The 13,744-nt window shown below is 69.9% G+C and carries 15 protein-coding genes; 10 read left to right on the top strand and 5 right to left on the bottom strand.

Going from position 1 to position 13,744, the window contains the following annotated elements; all coding sequences use genetic code 11:
* Positions 1 to 105 precede the first annotated feature (105 nt).
* Both FHY02_RS01415 and FHY02_RS01410 read right to left on the bottom strand, forming a co-directional pair.
* On the bottom strand, positions 106 to 2,553 hold the full coding sequence (locus tag FHY02_RS01415; protein ID WP_183919799.1) for a TonB-dependent receptor: 2,448 nt from the start codon (positions 2,551 to 2,553) through the stop codon (positions 106 to 108).
* 233 nt (positions 2,554 to 2,786) lie between these two features.
* A complete protein-coding gene (locus FHY02_RS01410; protein ID WP_221198455.1) occupies positions 2,787 to 3,794 on the bottom strand; it encodes a DUF2332 domain-containing protein in 1,008 nt (335 codons plus the stop codon).
* 374 nt (positions 3,795 to 4,168) lie between these two features.
* On the opposite strand from FHY02_RS01410, the gene FHY02_RS01405 reads away from it, so the two are divergent.
* From FHY02_RS01405 to FHY02_RS01365, 9 genes are read left to right on the top strand one after another with little or no spacing between them, the layout of a single operon-like run.
* Positions 4,169 to 4,429 (top strand): STAS domain-containing protein, encoded by a 261-nt coding sequence (locus FHY02_RS01405; protein ID WP_183919795.1) that lies wholly within the window; start codon positions 4,169 to 4,171, stop codon positions 4,427 to 4,429.
* A 33-nt stretch (positions 4,430 to 4,462) separates the two neighbouring features.
* Entirely contained in the window at positions 4,463 to 6,670 is a 2,208-nt protein-coding gene (locus FHY02_RS01400; RefSeq protein WP_183919793.1) for a chemotaxis protein CheA, read from the top strand.
* A complete protein-coding gene (locus FHY02_RS01395; protein ID WP_183919791.1) occupies positions 6,667 to 7,536 on the top strand; it encodes a protein-glutamate O-methyltransferase CheR in 870 nt (289 codons plus the stop codon). The genes FHY02_RS01400 and FHY02_RS01395 overlap by 4 nt, the downstream gene beginning before the upstream one ends.
* Entirely contained in the window at positions 7,533 to 8,552 is a 1,020-nt protein-coding gene (locus FHY02_RS01390; RefSeq protein WP_183919789.1) for a chemotaxis response regulator protein-glutamate methylesterase, read from the top strand. The genes FHY02_RS01395 and FHY02_RS01390 overlap by 4 nt, the downstream gene beginning before the upstream one ends.
* On the top strand, positions 8,549 to 9,103 hold the full coding sequence (locus FHY02_RS01385) for a chemotaxis protein CheD (RefSeq protein ID WP_183919787.1): 555 nt from the start codon (positions 8,549 to 8,551) through the stop codon (positions 9,101 to 9,103). Before FHY02_RS01390 ends, FHY02_RS01385 begins: the two co-directional genes overlap by 4 nt.
* A gap of 29 nt (positions 9,104 to 9,132) precedes the next feature.
* Positions 9,133 to 9,507: a response regulator gene (locus FHY02_RS01380; protein WP_183919785.1), complete on the top strand. Its 375-nt coding sequence runs from the start codon at positions 9,133 to 9,135 to the stop codon at positions 9,505 to 9,507.
* 31 nt (positions 9,508 to 9,538) lie between these two features.
* Positions 9,539 to 9,979 (top strand): chemotaxis protein CheW, encoded by a 441-nt coding sequence (locus FHY02_RS01375; RefSeq protein WP_132907593.1) that lies wholly within the window; start codon positions 9,539 to 9,541, stop codon positions 9,977 to 9,979.
* Between the two features lie 47 nt (positions 9,980 to 10,026).
* On the top strand, positions 10,027 to 11,028 hold the full coding sequence (locus FHY02_RS01370; RefSeq protein ID WP_183919783.1) for a chemotaxis protein CheB: 1,002 nt from the start codon (positions 10,027 to 10,029) through the stop codon (positions 11,026 to 11,028).
* A complete protein-coding gene (locus FHY02_RS01365) occupies positions 11,025 to 11,324 on the top strand; it encodes a hypothetical protein (RefSeq protein WP_183919781.1) in 300 nt (99 codons plus the stop codon). Before FHY02_RS01370 ends, FHY02_RS01365 begins: the two co-directional genes overlap by 4 nt.
* Positions 11,325 to 11,345: 21 nt before the next feature.
* Here the strand turns inward: FHY02_RS01365 and FHY02_RS01360 are convergent, their stop codons facing one another.
* Genes FHY02_RS01360 through modA form a run of 3 tightly spaced genes read right to left on the bottom strand, consistent with a single transcriptional unit; the run spans position 11,346 to position 13,376 of the window.
* Entirely contained in the window at positions 11,346 to 11,951 is a 606-nt protein-coding gene (locus FHY02_RS01360; protein ID WP_183919778.1) for an ATP-binding cassette domain-containing protein, read from the bottom strand.
* Entirely contained in the window at positions 11,941 to 12,624 is a 684-nt protein-coding gene (modB, locus tag FHY02_RS01355; RefSeq protein WP_183919776.1) for a molybdate ABC transporter permease subunit, read from the bottom strand. Before modB ends, FHY02_RS01360 begins: the two co-directional genes overlap by 11 nt.
* Complete coding sequence (modA, locus tag FHY02_RS01350; RefSeq protein WP_183919775.1) at positions 12,621 to 13,376, bottom strand: molybdate ABC transporter substrate-binding protein; 756 nt, start codon at positions 13,374 to 13,376, stop codon at positions 12,621 to 12,623. Before modA ends, modB begins: the two co-directional genes overlap by 4 nt.
* A gap of 117 nt (positions 13,377 to 13,493) precedes the next feature.
* Here modA and FHY02_RS01345 point away from each other — a divergent pair, with 117 nt between their 5' ends.
* The gene (locus tag FHY02_RS01345) at positions 13,494 to 13,742 is read left to right on the top strand and encodes a KTSC domain-containing protein (protein ID WP_183919774.1); all 249 of its coding nucleotides are present in this window, start codon (positions 13,494 to 13,496) and stop codon (positions 13,740 to 13,742) included.
* Positions 13,743 to 13,744: the final 2 nt, after the last annotated feature.

Genomic DNA, 13,744 nt, shown 5'->3' with positions numbered 1-13,744 from the left:
TAGGATCCCTTCGTCCGCTCGGCCGTGCTGCCTCACTCGGTCGTCCCCTTTTATGATGCGAGGCGGGGGCCATCCCGCGCGTGACGGCGGGATGACCCAAATTGGTTAAAAATCGAGACGCACAGTCGCCGAAATCGTCCGTCCGGTCAGCGGACGCGCCCCGACCAAGGGGGTACCCTCCACGCCCTGGCTGTCCGCGGATGGTGACGACGGCGCGTCGAGACCGCCCAGCGCGACGGTATCGAAGAGGTTGCTGGCATTGACGATCACGCGCAGTCGATCGGCCGGCCGCACCTCCAGGAACGCGCTGGTGGTGATGAAGGCCGGTATGATCAGCCGGTTCTCCTCCTGCGCGAAGCTCCTCGTCGCACCGATGAACGTGGCGCCGAACGCGACTCGCGAGAGGTCGATCTCGGGCGAGGCCTGGAAGAGCAACTTGGGCTGTGCGCGCGGCGCGTGGCCGTCCAAACTGGAGTTAAGATAGTCCTTGTCGATCTTGGCATCGGTATAGGTCGCTCCACCGCGAAGACCGAAGAGGCCCACGCGCAATGAACCCTCCAGTTCGAGCCCCTTCGCCACATAGTCGCGCTGGATCGGACGGTCCCGTACCTGGTCGTAATTGTCGTCGAAGGTGGTCGCCCAAAAGCCGGTGAGATTGAGCACGAAGGTCTCGCTACGATATTTCGCGCCCGCCTCGGCTTGACGGACACTGTTCACCGCGGCCGATCGGTCGCGAAGTGAGCCGTGGGCGTCGAGTTCGCCGTGGAACAGAAGGCGCGTAGCGGGTGTGCGCGCGCCAAGGCTGTAGCGCGCGAACACGGCCAAAGGCTCGATCACGCGATAGGTGATACCGCTCGAATAGGAGAGGTAATGGTAGCGATAGTTGACCGGCGCCGGCGCCAGGAAATCGGTCGCTTGCACTCTGGTTTCCGGCGTCGACAAGCTGCCGTCACGGTTTATGTCGAGTGGGATCTCAGGCAAGCGTCCGGCGCCATTCGGACCCCACGTTCGCCCGACTGCACTTCCTTGATCGTAACGGACGCTGCCGCCGATTGAGATTTTGCCGACGTGATAGTTGAGCGAGGCGAACGGGGCACTGATCGCATTGTCCGTCTGCACGGAGCGGCGCAGCGGCGGATCGAAGGCGTTCAGGTACAGGAGCACGCCACGATCGGTGAGAAGCCTCCCGCTGTTCGCTACGACGTCGGTCAGCGCCGAGTTGCCGTGGCCGCTCAGATCAGTGAGCATCGTGACCCACGACGAATCACGATCGATCGTCTGACGTGCGGTGTAGAGGCCCGCCGTCACCGTCAGTTCGCCGGCACCGACGTCCAAGAGCCGGCTGATACGCACTTCGTTCGTCACGTCGTCGTAGCTGTGGATCGGCAGGTGCAGCATGACGACGGCGGCGCTAAGCCCGTTGCCGTTCAGGGGATTAGCGCGACTGGAGACGATCGTCCGGCCGCTGAGCGGACCCGAGGCATAGACCGCCCTGCCTCCGAGCGATCGATCGAAGGTGTCGGTGATCTCGTCGACCCCATCGTTGACCTCGCTATAGGCGCTGGTGAACGGCACCGTGACGACGCCGTCCACGCCCGAGTAGCGCAGCCGCTCCTGCACCAGCCAGCCGCCGAGATCGAACTGCGCCTCCACACCGACCACGCGCTCGCGCAGGTGCTGCCCGTCGCGCAGGTCGGCGGATATCACGTTATTGCGTCGGTCCAGCAGCAGGAAATCCCGCAGGTAGCGCGACGCGAGCGCGTCGTGCAGCGCGTCGAAGCCTTTGATCCGGGTCAGCTTCGGCCGGTCCTCCGTGCCGCCGTAGAAGAAGGGCACGACGTCGTAGAAGGGCGTACGATCGTTCAGATATTTGCCATAGAGGCGCACGTAACCGCTGCCCAGATCGTGGGTGACGTTGAACTTGAGCTGCCCCCCTCTCTGCGCATCATAGCCGGTGCGGCGCGGTCCTTGGCCCTGGCGGAAGAAGCCGCCTGCCTGGAAGCGCCAGCCGTCACCGAGCGGACCGCCATAGGTGACGTCCGCACGCGACGAGCGATAGTCGAGCCCGCTGCCGAGCGCGACCGCGCCGCCCTGCACCTCGCCCGTCTTCGAGATGAAATTGATCACGCCGCCGGGCGAGTTCGACGCGAAGGTGGACGCCGAGCCGCCACGGATCACCTCGACCTGCGACAGGGTCAGATCGGTTCGCACGAGATCGACACCCGCGGCGCCGAAGATGTCACCGAACTCCAGGACGGGAAGGCCGTCCTCCTGTACCTGGATGAACTTGGCGCCGCTCGAGGCGGCGGGCAGGCCGCGTACCGTCAGCGTCCCATTGCCCTCGCCGCCGGACGCGTCGGAGCGCAGGCCAGGCACGTCGCGGAGCAGGTCGCCCACGCCACGCGCGCCGAGCCGCTCGACGTCCTCCTCGTGGAGCACGCTGGTCGAGGTGGCGCTGTCCAGCGGGTCCCGCGCGCGCGCCACGCCGGTGCTCACCGTATCGTTGCTGGGCGCGCTCGGCGGCGCCTCGGCGGTCACCACCGTCGGCACCATCAGCGCCGAAGCCGCTGTTGTGAGAAATAAAAACCGAATGATCCTCACTATCTCTTCTCCCTGAACCGCAGCACCGCGGCGCTTCGCGCATCGGCAGCGACAAAGGAGAGATAGACGGAAGTCCGATTCGCATCTTGTATTGACCGGGAGCAACTTACCCGTTTCGCCTAGGTTACGCGACTTTACTATGCGATTTCATCGTGATGCGTCGCAGCACGTGCTTAACGAGCAACTTAACGACCGAGCCACGTGATCGCGGCGCCATAGGGGTGACACTCCGCCAGCACCTGCGCCTCACCGCCCGGGAAGCTGGTGAGCGTCAGCAACACCGCGGCACGGTCCGCGGTCCACTCGAAGCCGATGCGCACCAGCGGTCGCTCGCGCGTCGCCGCCGCACCGGCGGCGGCGATCACCGCGTCGAGCTCGGCGCGCGCGGGCGCGCCCAGATATTGCGTCACCATCGAGTGGACGATCGCGCGACAGCGGCCCGGCGGCGCCGGCTCGACGAGCCGGTCGCCCAGCCATGCCACGGCGTCGCCGCGCTCCACCCGCGGCGGCCACCGTCGTGCCAGCGCCAACGCGCTCTCGAGGCGCCGCGACCGTGCCGACTGATCGACGAAGACGAAGGCCATCAGCCGCTCGCACGTGGCGGCATCCGCCGCATCGAGCGGCGCCAGGTCAACGCCGCGCGCCGCGACCAGCTCGACCGCGGCATCGGGCGGCGGCGGACCCCGCCAGTCGGGCGCGATCCGGACGGGCGAGGCGGGGTCGCCCGCCGCGACTCCGCCGAGGTCGTAGGCGTAGCGATGCAAGTTGAGGTTGAGGCCGGCGCTGGCGCCGATCTCGAGCAGCTCGACCGGCAGGTCGAAGCGCGCGCGCACGACCTTGAGCGCGGCGAGGATCGCCGCCGCGCGCCCGACCTCGTTGGTCTGCGGCGTATGCTGCATCCACTCGGCGATGAAGGCATCATGCGCGGCGAGCGCCTCGCCGATCGCGCCGTCGACGTCGCGGTGCTCGCCGCGGTACAGCGCGCCGAGCCGTGCCGGCGTGTCGCGCCGCGCCAGCGCGTGCAGCGCGGCGTTGAAGCGCATCGCCAGCGCCGCGGCGGCACGGTCGCCCGGCCAGCGCGCGAACACCGCCGCGGTGAGCGGCGCCCGCGCCAGCTGGCGCGCGCCCGATTCGAGTACCGCCGCGACGACGGGCGAACCGATCGTCCGCGCCACCTGGGCCTGACGCCGCAATTCTCCAGCGTCGGGCTCGAAATCAAGAAGTTGCTCAAACACCCGTCAGTCTATCCACTGGAGCGACAGCGCCGCGCGCGGAGCCAAACAGTGCTGGAAAGTGCTTTCCATCCACTTAACCGCACCGATCTCTTGCTCGACCGCTCCCGGCCGTGCCAGCTCGGCCCCGTCCGTGCAATCATTCTCGCCGAAACCGTGTTTAACGTCATTTTAGGACGGCACGTCCATGAGGAAGTCGGCGCAGCGGCACCGCCCGGGACCAACCCGGTCGCCCAACGCGCTATATTGGGGGATGGGACAGGTGTCGGCTGGTCCTCGCCGCGGCGAGCGATGCTTCCGACGCGACCTCCCGCCCGACTGACCAGGATTTCGCCATGGCGTACGTGCTGCCTCCCCGTCTCGACACCGCGGCCGCGCCGCCGCTCCGCGTCGCGCTGAAGAAGCTGGTCGAGCAGGCGCAGCCGCTCACGATCGACGGCAGCGCGGTGGAGCAGATCGGACAGGCCTGCCTGCAGGTCCTGATCGCCGCGCGCGCTGCCGCGGTCGCGCAGGGGCAAAGCTTCGCGCTGACCGCGGTCAGCATCCCCTTCGCCGACGCCGCCGCGCTCGCCGCGGTCGACCTCTCCGCCGCCTAAGCGCGCGCCGCCCGGTTCACAGGAGCAGACGTCTTGGATCTCGACGCAATCCAGCAGATCTTCTTCCAGGAGTGCGAGGAAGGCCTGGCCGGCATGGAAAGCGCGTTCGCCGCGCTGCGTGCCGAAAATTATGACGCCGAGACGATCAACGGCATCTTCCGAGCGGTCCACTCGATCAAGGGCGGCGCGGGCGCGTTCGGGCACGAACGGCTCCAGGCCTATACGCATCAATATGAGACGCTGCTCGACCTGCTCCGCAGCGGCGCGCTGACGCTCACTCCGGCGCTCACCAACCTGATCGTCGCCGCCTTCGACATGCTCGCGGACCATGTCGCCGCGGCGCGCGACTCGGGCGAGGCGCCCGATGACGCGGTGATGCTGGCGCGGCTGATCGCGGCCGCGAGCGGCGACGAGGCCGCCGAGATCGCCGCACCCGCGGCCGCCGTGGCGCCGACAGCGGCCGAGGACGAGATCGCCTTCACCCCCGCTCCCATCAGCCTGGGCGACGACTTCGACGACCTCATGGCGATGCTGGGCGATGTCGCTCCCGCCGAGGAGCCGTATGCTGCCGACGCTCCGGCGGCGGCCGGGCCGCAGGACTGGCTGGTCACCTTCAAGCCCACCCCCAACGCGCTCGACAACGGCGGCGAGCCGCTGCTGCTGCTGCGCGAGCTCGTCCGCATGGGCGGGCGCGTGCTGTCGTGCGACGTGTCGGCGCTGCCGCCGCTCGCCTCGATCGATCCCGAGGTCTCCTATCTCGCCTGGTCGATCGCGGTTCCGGCGAACGTGGACGAGGACGACATCCGCTCGGTGTTCGAGTTCACCGACGGCTGCGCGGTGACGCTGTCGCGCGGCACCGCCGCGCCCGTGGTAGCGGACGAGCCTGAGACGCCCGCTGCCGCCCCCGCCGCAGCCGCCGCCCCCGCGCCGACCGCGACGGCCGCGCCGGCGCCCTCGCCTGCCCCTACGGCGGCGCCGGTGACCGCGGCACCCGCGCCCAAGCCGGCGCCGCCCGCGCCTGTGGTCGCCTCGGTCGTGGCGCCCGCGCCGACCGCGGTGGCACAGACGATCCGGGTCGACCTCGACAAGCTGGACCGGCTCGTCAACCTGGTCGGCGAGCTGGTGATCACTCAGGCGATGCTGGCGCAGCGTTTGTCCGAGAACAACATGGCGGGCATCTCCGAGCTCACCGACCTCGATCACCTGACGCGCGAGCTGCAGGAATCCACCATGGCGATCCGCGCGCAGCCGATGAAGACCGTGTTCAGCCGCGTGCCGCGCATCATCCGCGAGCTCGAGGGCGAGACCGGTAAGCGCGTCCGCCTCGATATCGAGGGTGAGATGACCGAGGTCGACAAGACCGTGGTCGAGCGGATCGGCGAGCCGCTGACGCACCTTATCCGCAATGCGGTCGACCACGGGCTGGAGACGCCGGAGGAGCGGATCGCGGCGGGCAAGCCGGCCGAGGGCGTGGTCACGCTGTCCGCGGCGCACCACTCGGGTCGGATCGTCATCACCGTCAGCGACGACGGCCGCGGCATCGACCGCGCGCGCGTCCGGGCCAAGGCGATCGAGCGCGGCATCATCCTGCCCGACGCGGTGCTGAGCGACGAGGAGGTCGACAACCTGATCTTCGCGCCGGGCTTCTCCACCGCGGCGACCGTCTCGAATATCTCGGGGCGCGGCGTAGGCATGGACGTGGTGCGCAAGAACGTCCAGGCGCTCGGCGGACGTATCGGGATCCAGTCGAAGTTCGGCGCGGGGTCGAGCTTCTCGCTCAGCCTGCCGCTGACGCTCGCGGTGGTGGACGGCATGATCGTCACCGTCGGCGACCAGACCTTCGTGATTCCGCTAAGCCATATCGTCGAGAGCCTGCGCCCGACAGACGGCGCCGTGACGGCGATCGGCGTGGACGGCGCGGTGCTCGACGTGCGCGGCTCCTACGTGCCGATCTACCCGGTGGCCGAGCAGCTCGGCCTCGGCGGCGGCGAGCGCGACCCCGCCAACGCGGTGCTGATCGTGGTCGAGGCCGACCACGGCCAGGCCGCGCTGCTGGTCGACTCGATCCAGGACCAGCGCCAGGTGGTGGTGAAGAGCCTCGAGGCCAATTACCAGGCGATCGACGGCCTAGCCGGCGCGACGATCCTCGGCGACGGCCGGGTCGCGCTGATCATCGACGTCGACGCGCTGACGGCGCACCGCGTCCGCACGCCGCGACCGGTGCTGGCGCACGCGGCATGATCCCCGCGATCGCCCTGCCCAGCGAGTCGTCGCTCAAGCGCGAGTTCCACTTCGTGCCGGCGGACCATCAGGCGATCTCGCGGATGGTCTATGACGAGCTCGGCATCCTGCTGCCCGATGGCAAGGCGCAGCTGGTGTACGGGCGTGTCGCGCCGCGCGTGCGGGCGTGCGGGCTCGACAGCGTCGGCGCCTACATCAAGCTGATCGAGCAGGACGCCGACGAGCGGCTGCGCATGTTCGACGCGATCACCACGAACCACACCGCCTTCTTCCGGGAGGCGCATCACTTCGAGGACTTCGTCGAGCGGCTGTGGCCCAAGCTGTCGCAGCGCGTTCTCGGCGGGGGGCGCGTGCGGCTGTGGTCGGCGGCCTGCTCCAGCGGCGAGGAACCGTACAGCTGGCTGATGGCGAGCTTCGGCACCGACCGCGGGCTGGCGCAGCGCGTGCTGCGCGCCGACTTCAAGCTGCTCGCCACCGATGTGTCACCGAGCGTGCTCGCCACCGCGCGCGCCGGCACCTACCCGGCGGCGACGCTGCGCACCGTGCCACCGGCGCTGCGCAGCACTTGGCTGAGCGGTCCGAGCGAGCGCCAGACGGTCGATCCGATGCTGCGCGACGCGATCGCGTTCCGCCCGCTCAACCTGCTCGGCAAATGGCCGATGCGCGGCCGCTTCGACGCGATCTGCTGCCGCAACGTGATGATCTACTTCGACGAACCAACGAAAGCGCGGCTGCAAGCACGGCTCGCTGACCATCTGGAGACGGGCGGCATGCTCTACATCGGCCATTCCGAGCGGCTCGCCGACGAGGTCGCGCACCGCTTCGAGAGCGTCGGGCGCACCGCTTATCTGAAGGTGGCGGCATGAGCGTCCGTACCCTCGTCGTCGACGACTCGCTCACGATGCAGGCGCTGATCCGGCGCACGCTGTCGGTGGATCCGGCGATCGAGGTCGTCGGCACTGCCGCGAGCGCGGAGGAGGCGCGCGCCAAGATCAAGGAGCTCGATCCCGACGTCGTCACGCTCGACATCGAGATGCCGGGCATGAACGGGCTCGACTTTCTCGAGCGGTTGATGCGGCTGCGCCCGACCCCGGTGGTGATGCTGTCGACCCTCACCTCGGACGGAGCGGAGGCTAGCATCGCCGCGCTCGAGCTCGGCGCCTTCGAGTGTTTCGACAAGCTGGCGCTGCGCCGTGAGAATGAGGCGATCCGCCTGCCCGCACTGGTCCGCGCCGCCTCGGGCACGCGCCGCCGGCTCGCGCCGCTGCCGCCCAAGAGCGAACCGATCGACGGCGACTATCGGCCGCGCGACAATGCGCTGATCGCGGTGGGCGCATCGACCGGCGGGGTCGAGGCGCTGATCGAGCTGCTCACCGGCTTTCCCGCCAACTGCCCGCCGACGGTGATCGTCCAGCACATGCCGGCGAGCTTCACCGCCAGCTTCGCCGCGCGGCTCGACCGGCTGTGCCGCCCGAGCGTGGAGGAGGCGCGCGCGGGCGCGCCGCTTCAGGTCGGCAAGGTGTATCTCGCGCCGGGAGGTGACCGTCATCTCGAAGTGGCGGGCAGCGGCGGCAAGCGCCACTGCCGCCTGCTTCAGGGCCCCAAGGTGAGCGGGCATCAGCCCTCGGTCGACACCTTGTTCCACTCGGTCGCGCGCTGCGCTGGGGCGGACGCGGTAGGTGCGCTGCTCACCGGCATGGGGGCCGACGGGGCCGAGGGCATGCTGGCGATGCGCACGACCGGCTCGGTCACGATCGGGCAGGACGAGGCCACCAGCGTCGTCTACGGCATGCCGGCGGTGGCGCATCGGATCGGCGCGGTGGTACAGCAGCTGCCGCTGCGCCGCATCGCGCCGCGGCTGTTGCAAGAGTGCCGCGCATGAACAGCATCACGCTCCGCGACGGCTTCCGTCGCCTCACCGTGGCGCAGGGCGAGACCAAGGTCAGCGACCGCGAGGACGTGGTGCTGACCACCGTTCTGGGTAGCTGCGTCGCCGCCTGCTTCTACGATCCGGTCGCGAAGGTGGGAGGCCTTAACCATTACCTGTTAGCCGAGGGGAATGTGTCCGATCCCGCCTCGATGCAGCGCTACGGTGTCTACGCCATGGAAGTGCTGATCAACGCCATGCTCTCGATGGGCGCGGTACGGTCGCGCATGAAGGCGCGCATCTTCGGCGGCGCGACGATGCGCTCCGGCTTCCGCGACATCGGCGGCGACAATATCGCCTTCGCTCGGCGTTTCCTGCGTGACGAGAAGATCCCGCTGGTCGGCGAGGACGTCGGCGGCAATGGCGCGCGACGGGTCGAGTTCCGCGCCGCACTGGGTCTCGCGCGCTGTCGCGTCGTCACCGAGGGCGCGCCGCCGCCGCTGCTGCGCGTCGCCCCTGCCCCCGTTTCCGCGATCGCCCATGTCGGCGACGTCGAGTTCTTCTGATTTTCCGAATTGCCCAGGAGCCCTTTCCCGTGACCAAGACGATCATGACCGTGGACGACTCGCCCAGCATGCGGATGCTGCTGCGAGCGGCGCTGACCGATCTCGGCTACAATGTCGTCGAGGCCGAGGACGGGGTGCACGCGCTCGAGACGCTGCAGAATTTCGAGCCCGAGGAGGAGCCCGATCTGCTCATCACCGACATCAACATGCCGCGCATGGACGGTTTCGGGCTGATCGAGCAGGTCCGCGCCGACGGTCGCCGCTCGCTGCCGATCCTGGTGCTCACCACCGAGAGCTCGGAGGAGAAGAAGCAGCGCGCGCGCGACGCCGGCGCCACCGGCTGGATCGTCAAGCCCTTCCACCCCGAGAAGCTCGCCGCCGCGATCCGGCGCGTGCTGCACTGATCTGATCTCCAGCGTATCCGAGGAGCCACCCATGTCCCGTCAGCTCATCACCTTCCAGCTCGGCGACCAGCATCTGGGCGTCGACATCATGGCGATCCGCGAGATCCGCGCCTGGTCGCCCGCCACGCCGCTGCCCAACGTGCCCAGCCACGTGCGCGGCGTCGTCAACCTGCGCGGCGTGGTGCTGCCGGTGCTCGACCTGCGTCACCGGCTCGGCTGGGGCGTCACCGACCCGACCGCGCGCCACGTCATCATCGTCGTGCGGATCGGCGAGCAGCTCCAGGGCATCATCGTTGACGCGGTGAACGACATCGTCACGGTGCAGACCGAGGACATGCAGCCGCTGCCCGACATGGGCGACGCCGCGGCGGCGCAGTTCCTCGACGGCCTGGCGACGATCGACCAGCGGCTGATCCTGGTGCTCGCGCTGGAGCGGCTGGTGGAGCGCAGCGTGATGGCGGACGCTGCCTGATCTACGTGATAAAAGTTACGTTTACGCTTTTCGCCTAGGACGAGGTCATGGCTGGAACGAAAGTATTGGTGGTCGACGATTCGTTGACCATGCGCGCGCTGATCTCGGGCGCGCTGGAGCGGATCCCGGGCGTGGAGGTGGTCGGCATGGCCGACGGCGCGGCCGAGGCGCGCGCGCTGGTCGCCTCGACCTGGCCCGACGTGATGACGCTCGACGTCGAGATGCCGGGCATGAGTGGGCTCGAGTATCTCGCCGAGATCATGGACACCAAGCCGATGCCGGTGATCATGTTCTCGACCCGCACCCAGGACGGCGCCGCCGAGTCGATCGAGGCGCTGCGGCTCGGCGCGATCGACTGTTTCCCCAAGCCGCGCGTCGCCGCCCCGGCCGAGCTGGACGCGATCATCGCGAAGCTCGCCAAGCGACTCAAGGCCGCGAAGAAGGCCGACATCAAGCCCAAGGCGCCGCCCAGGACCGCCAAGGCGCCTCCGATCGACTGGAACGGCCGCCTGCTGCTGGTCGGCGGCGACGCGTCGAGCACGAAGTCGATCTTCGATCTCTTCTCGACCTTCCCGGCTAACTGCCCACCGACCGTGGTGGTGCAGCATCTTGGCCCTGGGCTGGTCGAGAGCATGGCGGAGAAGCTCGCCGAGCAGGTCGCGCCCAAGGTCGTGGTCGCGGCGGACGGGATGAAGCCAGAGCAGGGCACGATCTATCTCGCCCCGCACGGCGACGCGCATCTGGTGATCGACAGCTGGCCCAACGGCACGCTGCGGCTGCTGCCGCGCGACCCGGTCGCCGGCGAGCGCCCCTCGATCTCGCTCTTGTTCGCCTCGGCCGCCAAGGCCGCGGCGAGCAACGCGGTGGGCGTGCTGCTGCTCGACTCCAACGAGGACGGTGCGGGCGGGCTCAAGGCGCTGAGCGCGGCGGGCGGCTATGCCTTCTCGCCGTCGGACGAGGGCGGCTACACGCTGGCGCGCGGGATGGTGTCGCAGCCGGTCGCGACGGACGCGCTGGTCACGAGCGTGCTCAAGATGTGCTCGAAATGAGCGCGGGGGCGATCTCGCGACCGCTCGCGCTGGCGCTGGCCGAAGAGCTGGTGTTCGCCTCGAACGAACTCAACGAGCTCGCTTACGATCTCGGCAGCAACGGCGAGACGCTGCGCCGCCACATGGCGAGCATCCAGCGGATCGACTATGTCACGCAGATCCAGCTCGCGGTCGCCACACTGCTCCGCGTCGAGGGCGCGTCGGACGCCGACCTCGGCGCGGTGACCCTGCAGGACATGGTCGACCGCCTCCGCTCGACCCTGGCGACGCTCGAGCAGCAAGCGGCCGCGGCCTGACGCGAGCGGCGGAATCGGGTCCTAACCGATCGCGATCACGCGATCGCCGAGCCGCTCGGCCTCACTTCGGTCGTGCGTGACCATCAGGATCGGCACCGCGCGCGTGTCGCGCACCCGCTCGATCGCGCGCGCCGCTTCCTCCCGCCTCACCGGATCGAGCGACGACAGAGGCTCGTCGAGCAGCAGGAAGGCGGCATCGCTCAGCAGCGCGCGTCCGATCGCCACCCGGCGTGCCTCCCCGCCCGATAGCGTGCGCGGCCAGCGGTCGAGCAGATGGCTCACGTCGAGCATCGCCGCCACCTCGGCCAGCCGCGCTCCGTCGCGGCCGCCGTACAGCAGGTTGGCGCGCACCCGCCGGTGCGGGAACAGCCGCATGTCCTGAAAGACATAGCCGACGCGACGCCGCTCCGGCGGGAGGTCGATCCCGGCCACGGAGTCATGCAGCGTCCGCCCGTTTACCCGAACATGCCCACGGACCGGCCGCAGCAGCCCGGCGATCATGTCCAGCACGCTGGTCTTGCCCACGCCCGACGGACCGACAAGCATGGTGAGCCCCTCGCCCACCGCGAAGCGCGCGCCGACAAGGGTTTCACCCCTTGTCGCGACAACGTCGACGTCAAAGGACACGGACGCCCCGCCCCGCGCGCCGCACCAGCCACTCCGCCGCCACCAACGCGGCGAGCGACAGCGCGACCGAGGCGGCGGCGAGCCGCCATACCGCCGCCTCGCCGCCCGGCGTCTGCAGCGCCGCGTAGATCGCGAGCGGTAAGGTTTGCGTCTCGCCCGGCACGTTGGAGACGAAGGTGATGGTGGCGCCGAACTCGCCGATCGAGCGCGCGAAGCCCAGCACCGCCCCCGCCGCGATCCCCGGCGCGGCGAGCGGCAGGGTCACCGTCACATAGCTGCGCCACCGCCCCGCGCCGAGCGTGCGGGCGGCCTGTTCGAGCCGCCGGTCGACCGCCTCGAGCGACAGCCGGATCGCACGCACCATCAGCGGCAACGCCATCACCCCCGCCGCGATTGCCGCGCCGCTCCAACGGAACAGCACCGAGACCCCGAACCAGCGGTCGAGCGCACCGCCGATCGCGCCGGTGGGCGCGAACGCGAGCAGCAGCAGCCAGCCGGTCACCACCGGCGGCACCACCAGCGGCAGATGGATCAGCCCGTCCAGCAGCACCTTACCCGGGAAGTGCCAGCGCGCCAGTACCCAGGCGAGCGCGAAGGCGAGCGGCAGCGTCGCCAGCGTCGCAGTCCCACCGACCAGCAAGGTCAGCCGCACGATCGCGGCGAGTTCGCTCACCGCGGCGCGAAGCCGCGGCGCGCCAGGATCGCCTGACCCGCGCCCGACAGCAGGAAGCGGCGGAACGCCTCAGCCTCGCGCGGCGCCGGGCCCTCGGTGAGGCGCGCCACGGGGTAGACGATCGCCGGGTGGCTCGCCGCCGGGAAGACGCCCGCGATGCGCACCGCGGTCGCCGCACGGGCGTCGGTCGCGTAGACGATGCCGTAAGGTGCCGCCCCGCGCTCCACCAGCGCCAGCGCGGCGCGGACGTTCTCGGCACGAACGATGCGCCCGCTCACCGCGTCCCAGGCGCCGAGCGTGCGCAGCGCGGCCTCGCCGTACTTGCCCGCTGGCACCGCGGTCGGATCGGCCATCGCCAGCGGCGCCGCACCGAGCCGACGCGCTAGCGCGGCACCACGGGTCGCGCTCACGTCGGGCGTGCCGGGACGTGCCACCACCACGAGCCGGTTGCGCGCGAGCACCGCGCGCGTGCCGGGCACGACCCGGCCGCGGCGCTCGACCTCGTCCATCCAGTCGGTGTCGGCCGAGGCGAACAGGTCGGCGCGGCCGCCAGCGGTGATCTGCCGCGCCAGTGCGGAGGAAGCAGCGAAGGAGAGCACCGGCCGCGGGTGCCCCTGCGCGCTCCAGGCGTCGGCGGCGTCGTTCAGCGCCTCCTGCAGGCTGGCGGCGGCGAGAACGAGCGGCGCAGCACGCTCCTGCGCCCATGCGGGGCCGGCGAGCAGCAGCAGGACGAGCGAGAGCAGGACACGCATGGAGACGCCATCGCACCGTATCCGTGCGGATACAATAAGCGGACGAGCCTCGTCGCGTTGTCGACTCAGCTCGCCGCGATCGACGGAACGACCCCGCGCGCCTGACGCTCTCGCTCGATGCACGCGCACCGCCCCGTCTCGTCACTGATCGAGCACCTCGTCTACGATGAGGCGGCGCGGACGCTCCTCGTCACCTTTCGCGCGGGCCGCCGCTATCTGTACCGCGACGTCCCGCACGCGACCTATGACGCGCTGGTCGCCGCACCGTCGGTGGGCAGCTATTTCAACGCGGCAGTTCGCGACCGGTTCGAGTGCGCGCCCGCGGACGGGCGCCGGCGCTACCCGCTCGACGAGCGCGCCGCCTGAGC

The organism is Sphingomonas sp. BK069, from assembly GCF_014193405.1.
GTDB lineage: Bacteria > Pseudomonadota > Alphaproteobacteria > Sphingomonadales > Sphingomonadaceae > Sphingomonas.
This window is presented reverse-complemented; position numbering and strand designations above follow the sequence as displayed.

What these genes read in the sequence shown, in the direction of transcription:
- FHY02_RS01415 (WP_183919799.1), bottom strand. Translation starts at nt 2,553, where the DNA reads ATGGTGCCGACGGTGGTGACCGCCGAGGCGCCGCCGAGCGCGCCCAGC.
- FHY02_RS01405 (WP_183919795.1), top strand. Translation starts at nt 4,169, where the DNA reads ATGGCGTACGTGCTGCCTCCCCGTCTCGACACCGCGGCCGCGCCGCCG.
- FHY02_RS01395 (WP_183919791.1), top strand. Translation starts at nt 6,667, where the DNA reads ATGATCCCCGCGATCGCCCTGCCCAGCGAGTCGTCGCTCAAGCGCGAG.
- FHY02_RS01390 (WP_183919789.1), top strand. Translation starts at nt 7,533, where the DNA reads ATGAGCGTCCGTACCCTCGTCGTCGACGACTCGCTCACGATGCAGGCG.
- FHY02_RS01385 (WP_183919787.1), top strand. Translation starts at nt 8,549, where the DNA reads ATGAACAGCATCACGCTCCGCGACGGCTTCCGTCGCCTCACCGTGGCG.
- FHY02_RS01375 (WP_132907593.1), top strand. Translation starts at nt 9,539, where the DNA reads ATGTCCCGTCAGCTCATCACCTTCCAGCTCGGCGACCAGCATCTGGGC.
- FHY02_RS01370 (WP_183919783.1), top strand. Translation starts at nt 10,027, where the DNA reads ATGGCTGGAACGAAAGTATTGGTGGTCGACGATTCGTTGACCATGCGC.
- FHY02_RS01365 (WP_183919781.1), top strand. Translation starts at nt 11,025, where the DNA reads ATGAGCGCGGGGGCGATCTCGCGACCGCTCGCGCTGGCGCTGGCCGAA.
- modA (WP_183919775.1), bottom strand. Translation starts at nt 13,376, where the DNA reads ATGCGTGTCCTGCTCTCGCTCGTCCTGCTGCTGCTCGCCGGCCCCGCA.
- FHY02_RS01345 (WP_183919774.1), top strand. Translation starts at nt 13,494, where the DNA reads ATGCACGCGCACCGCCCCGTCTCGTCACTGATCGAGCACCTCGTCTAC.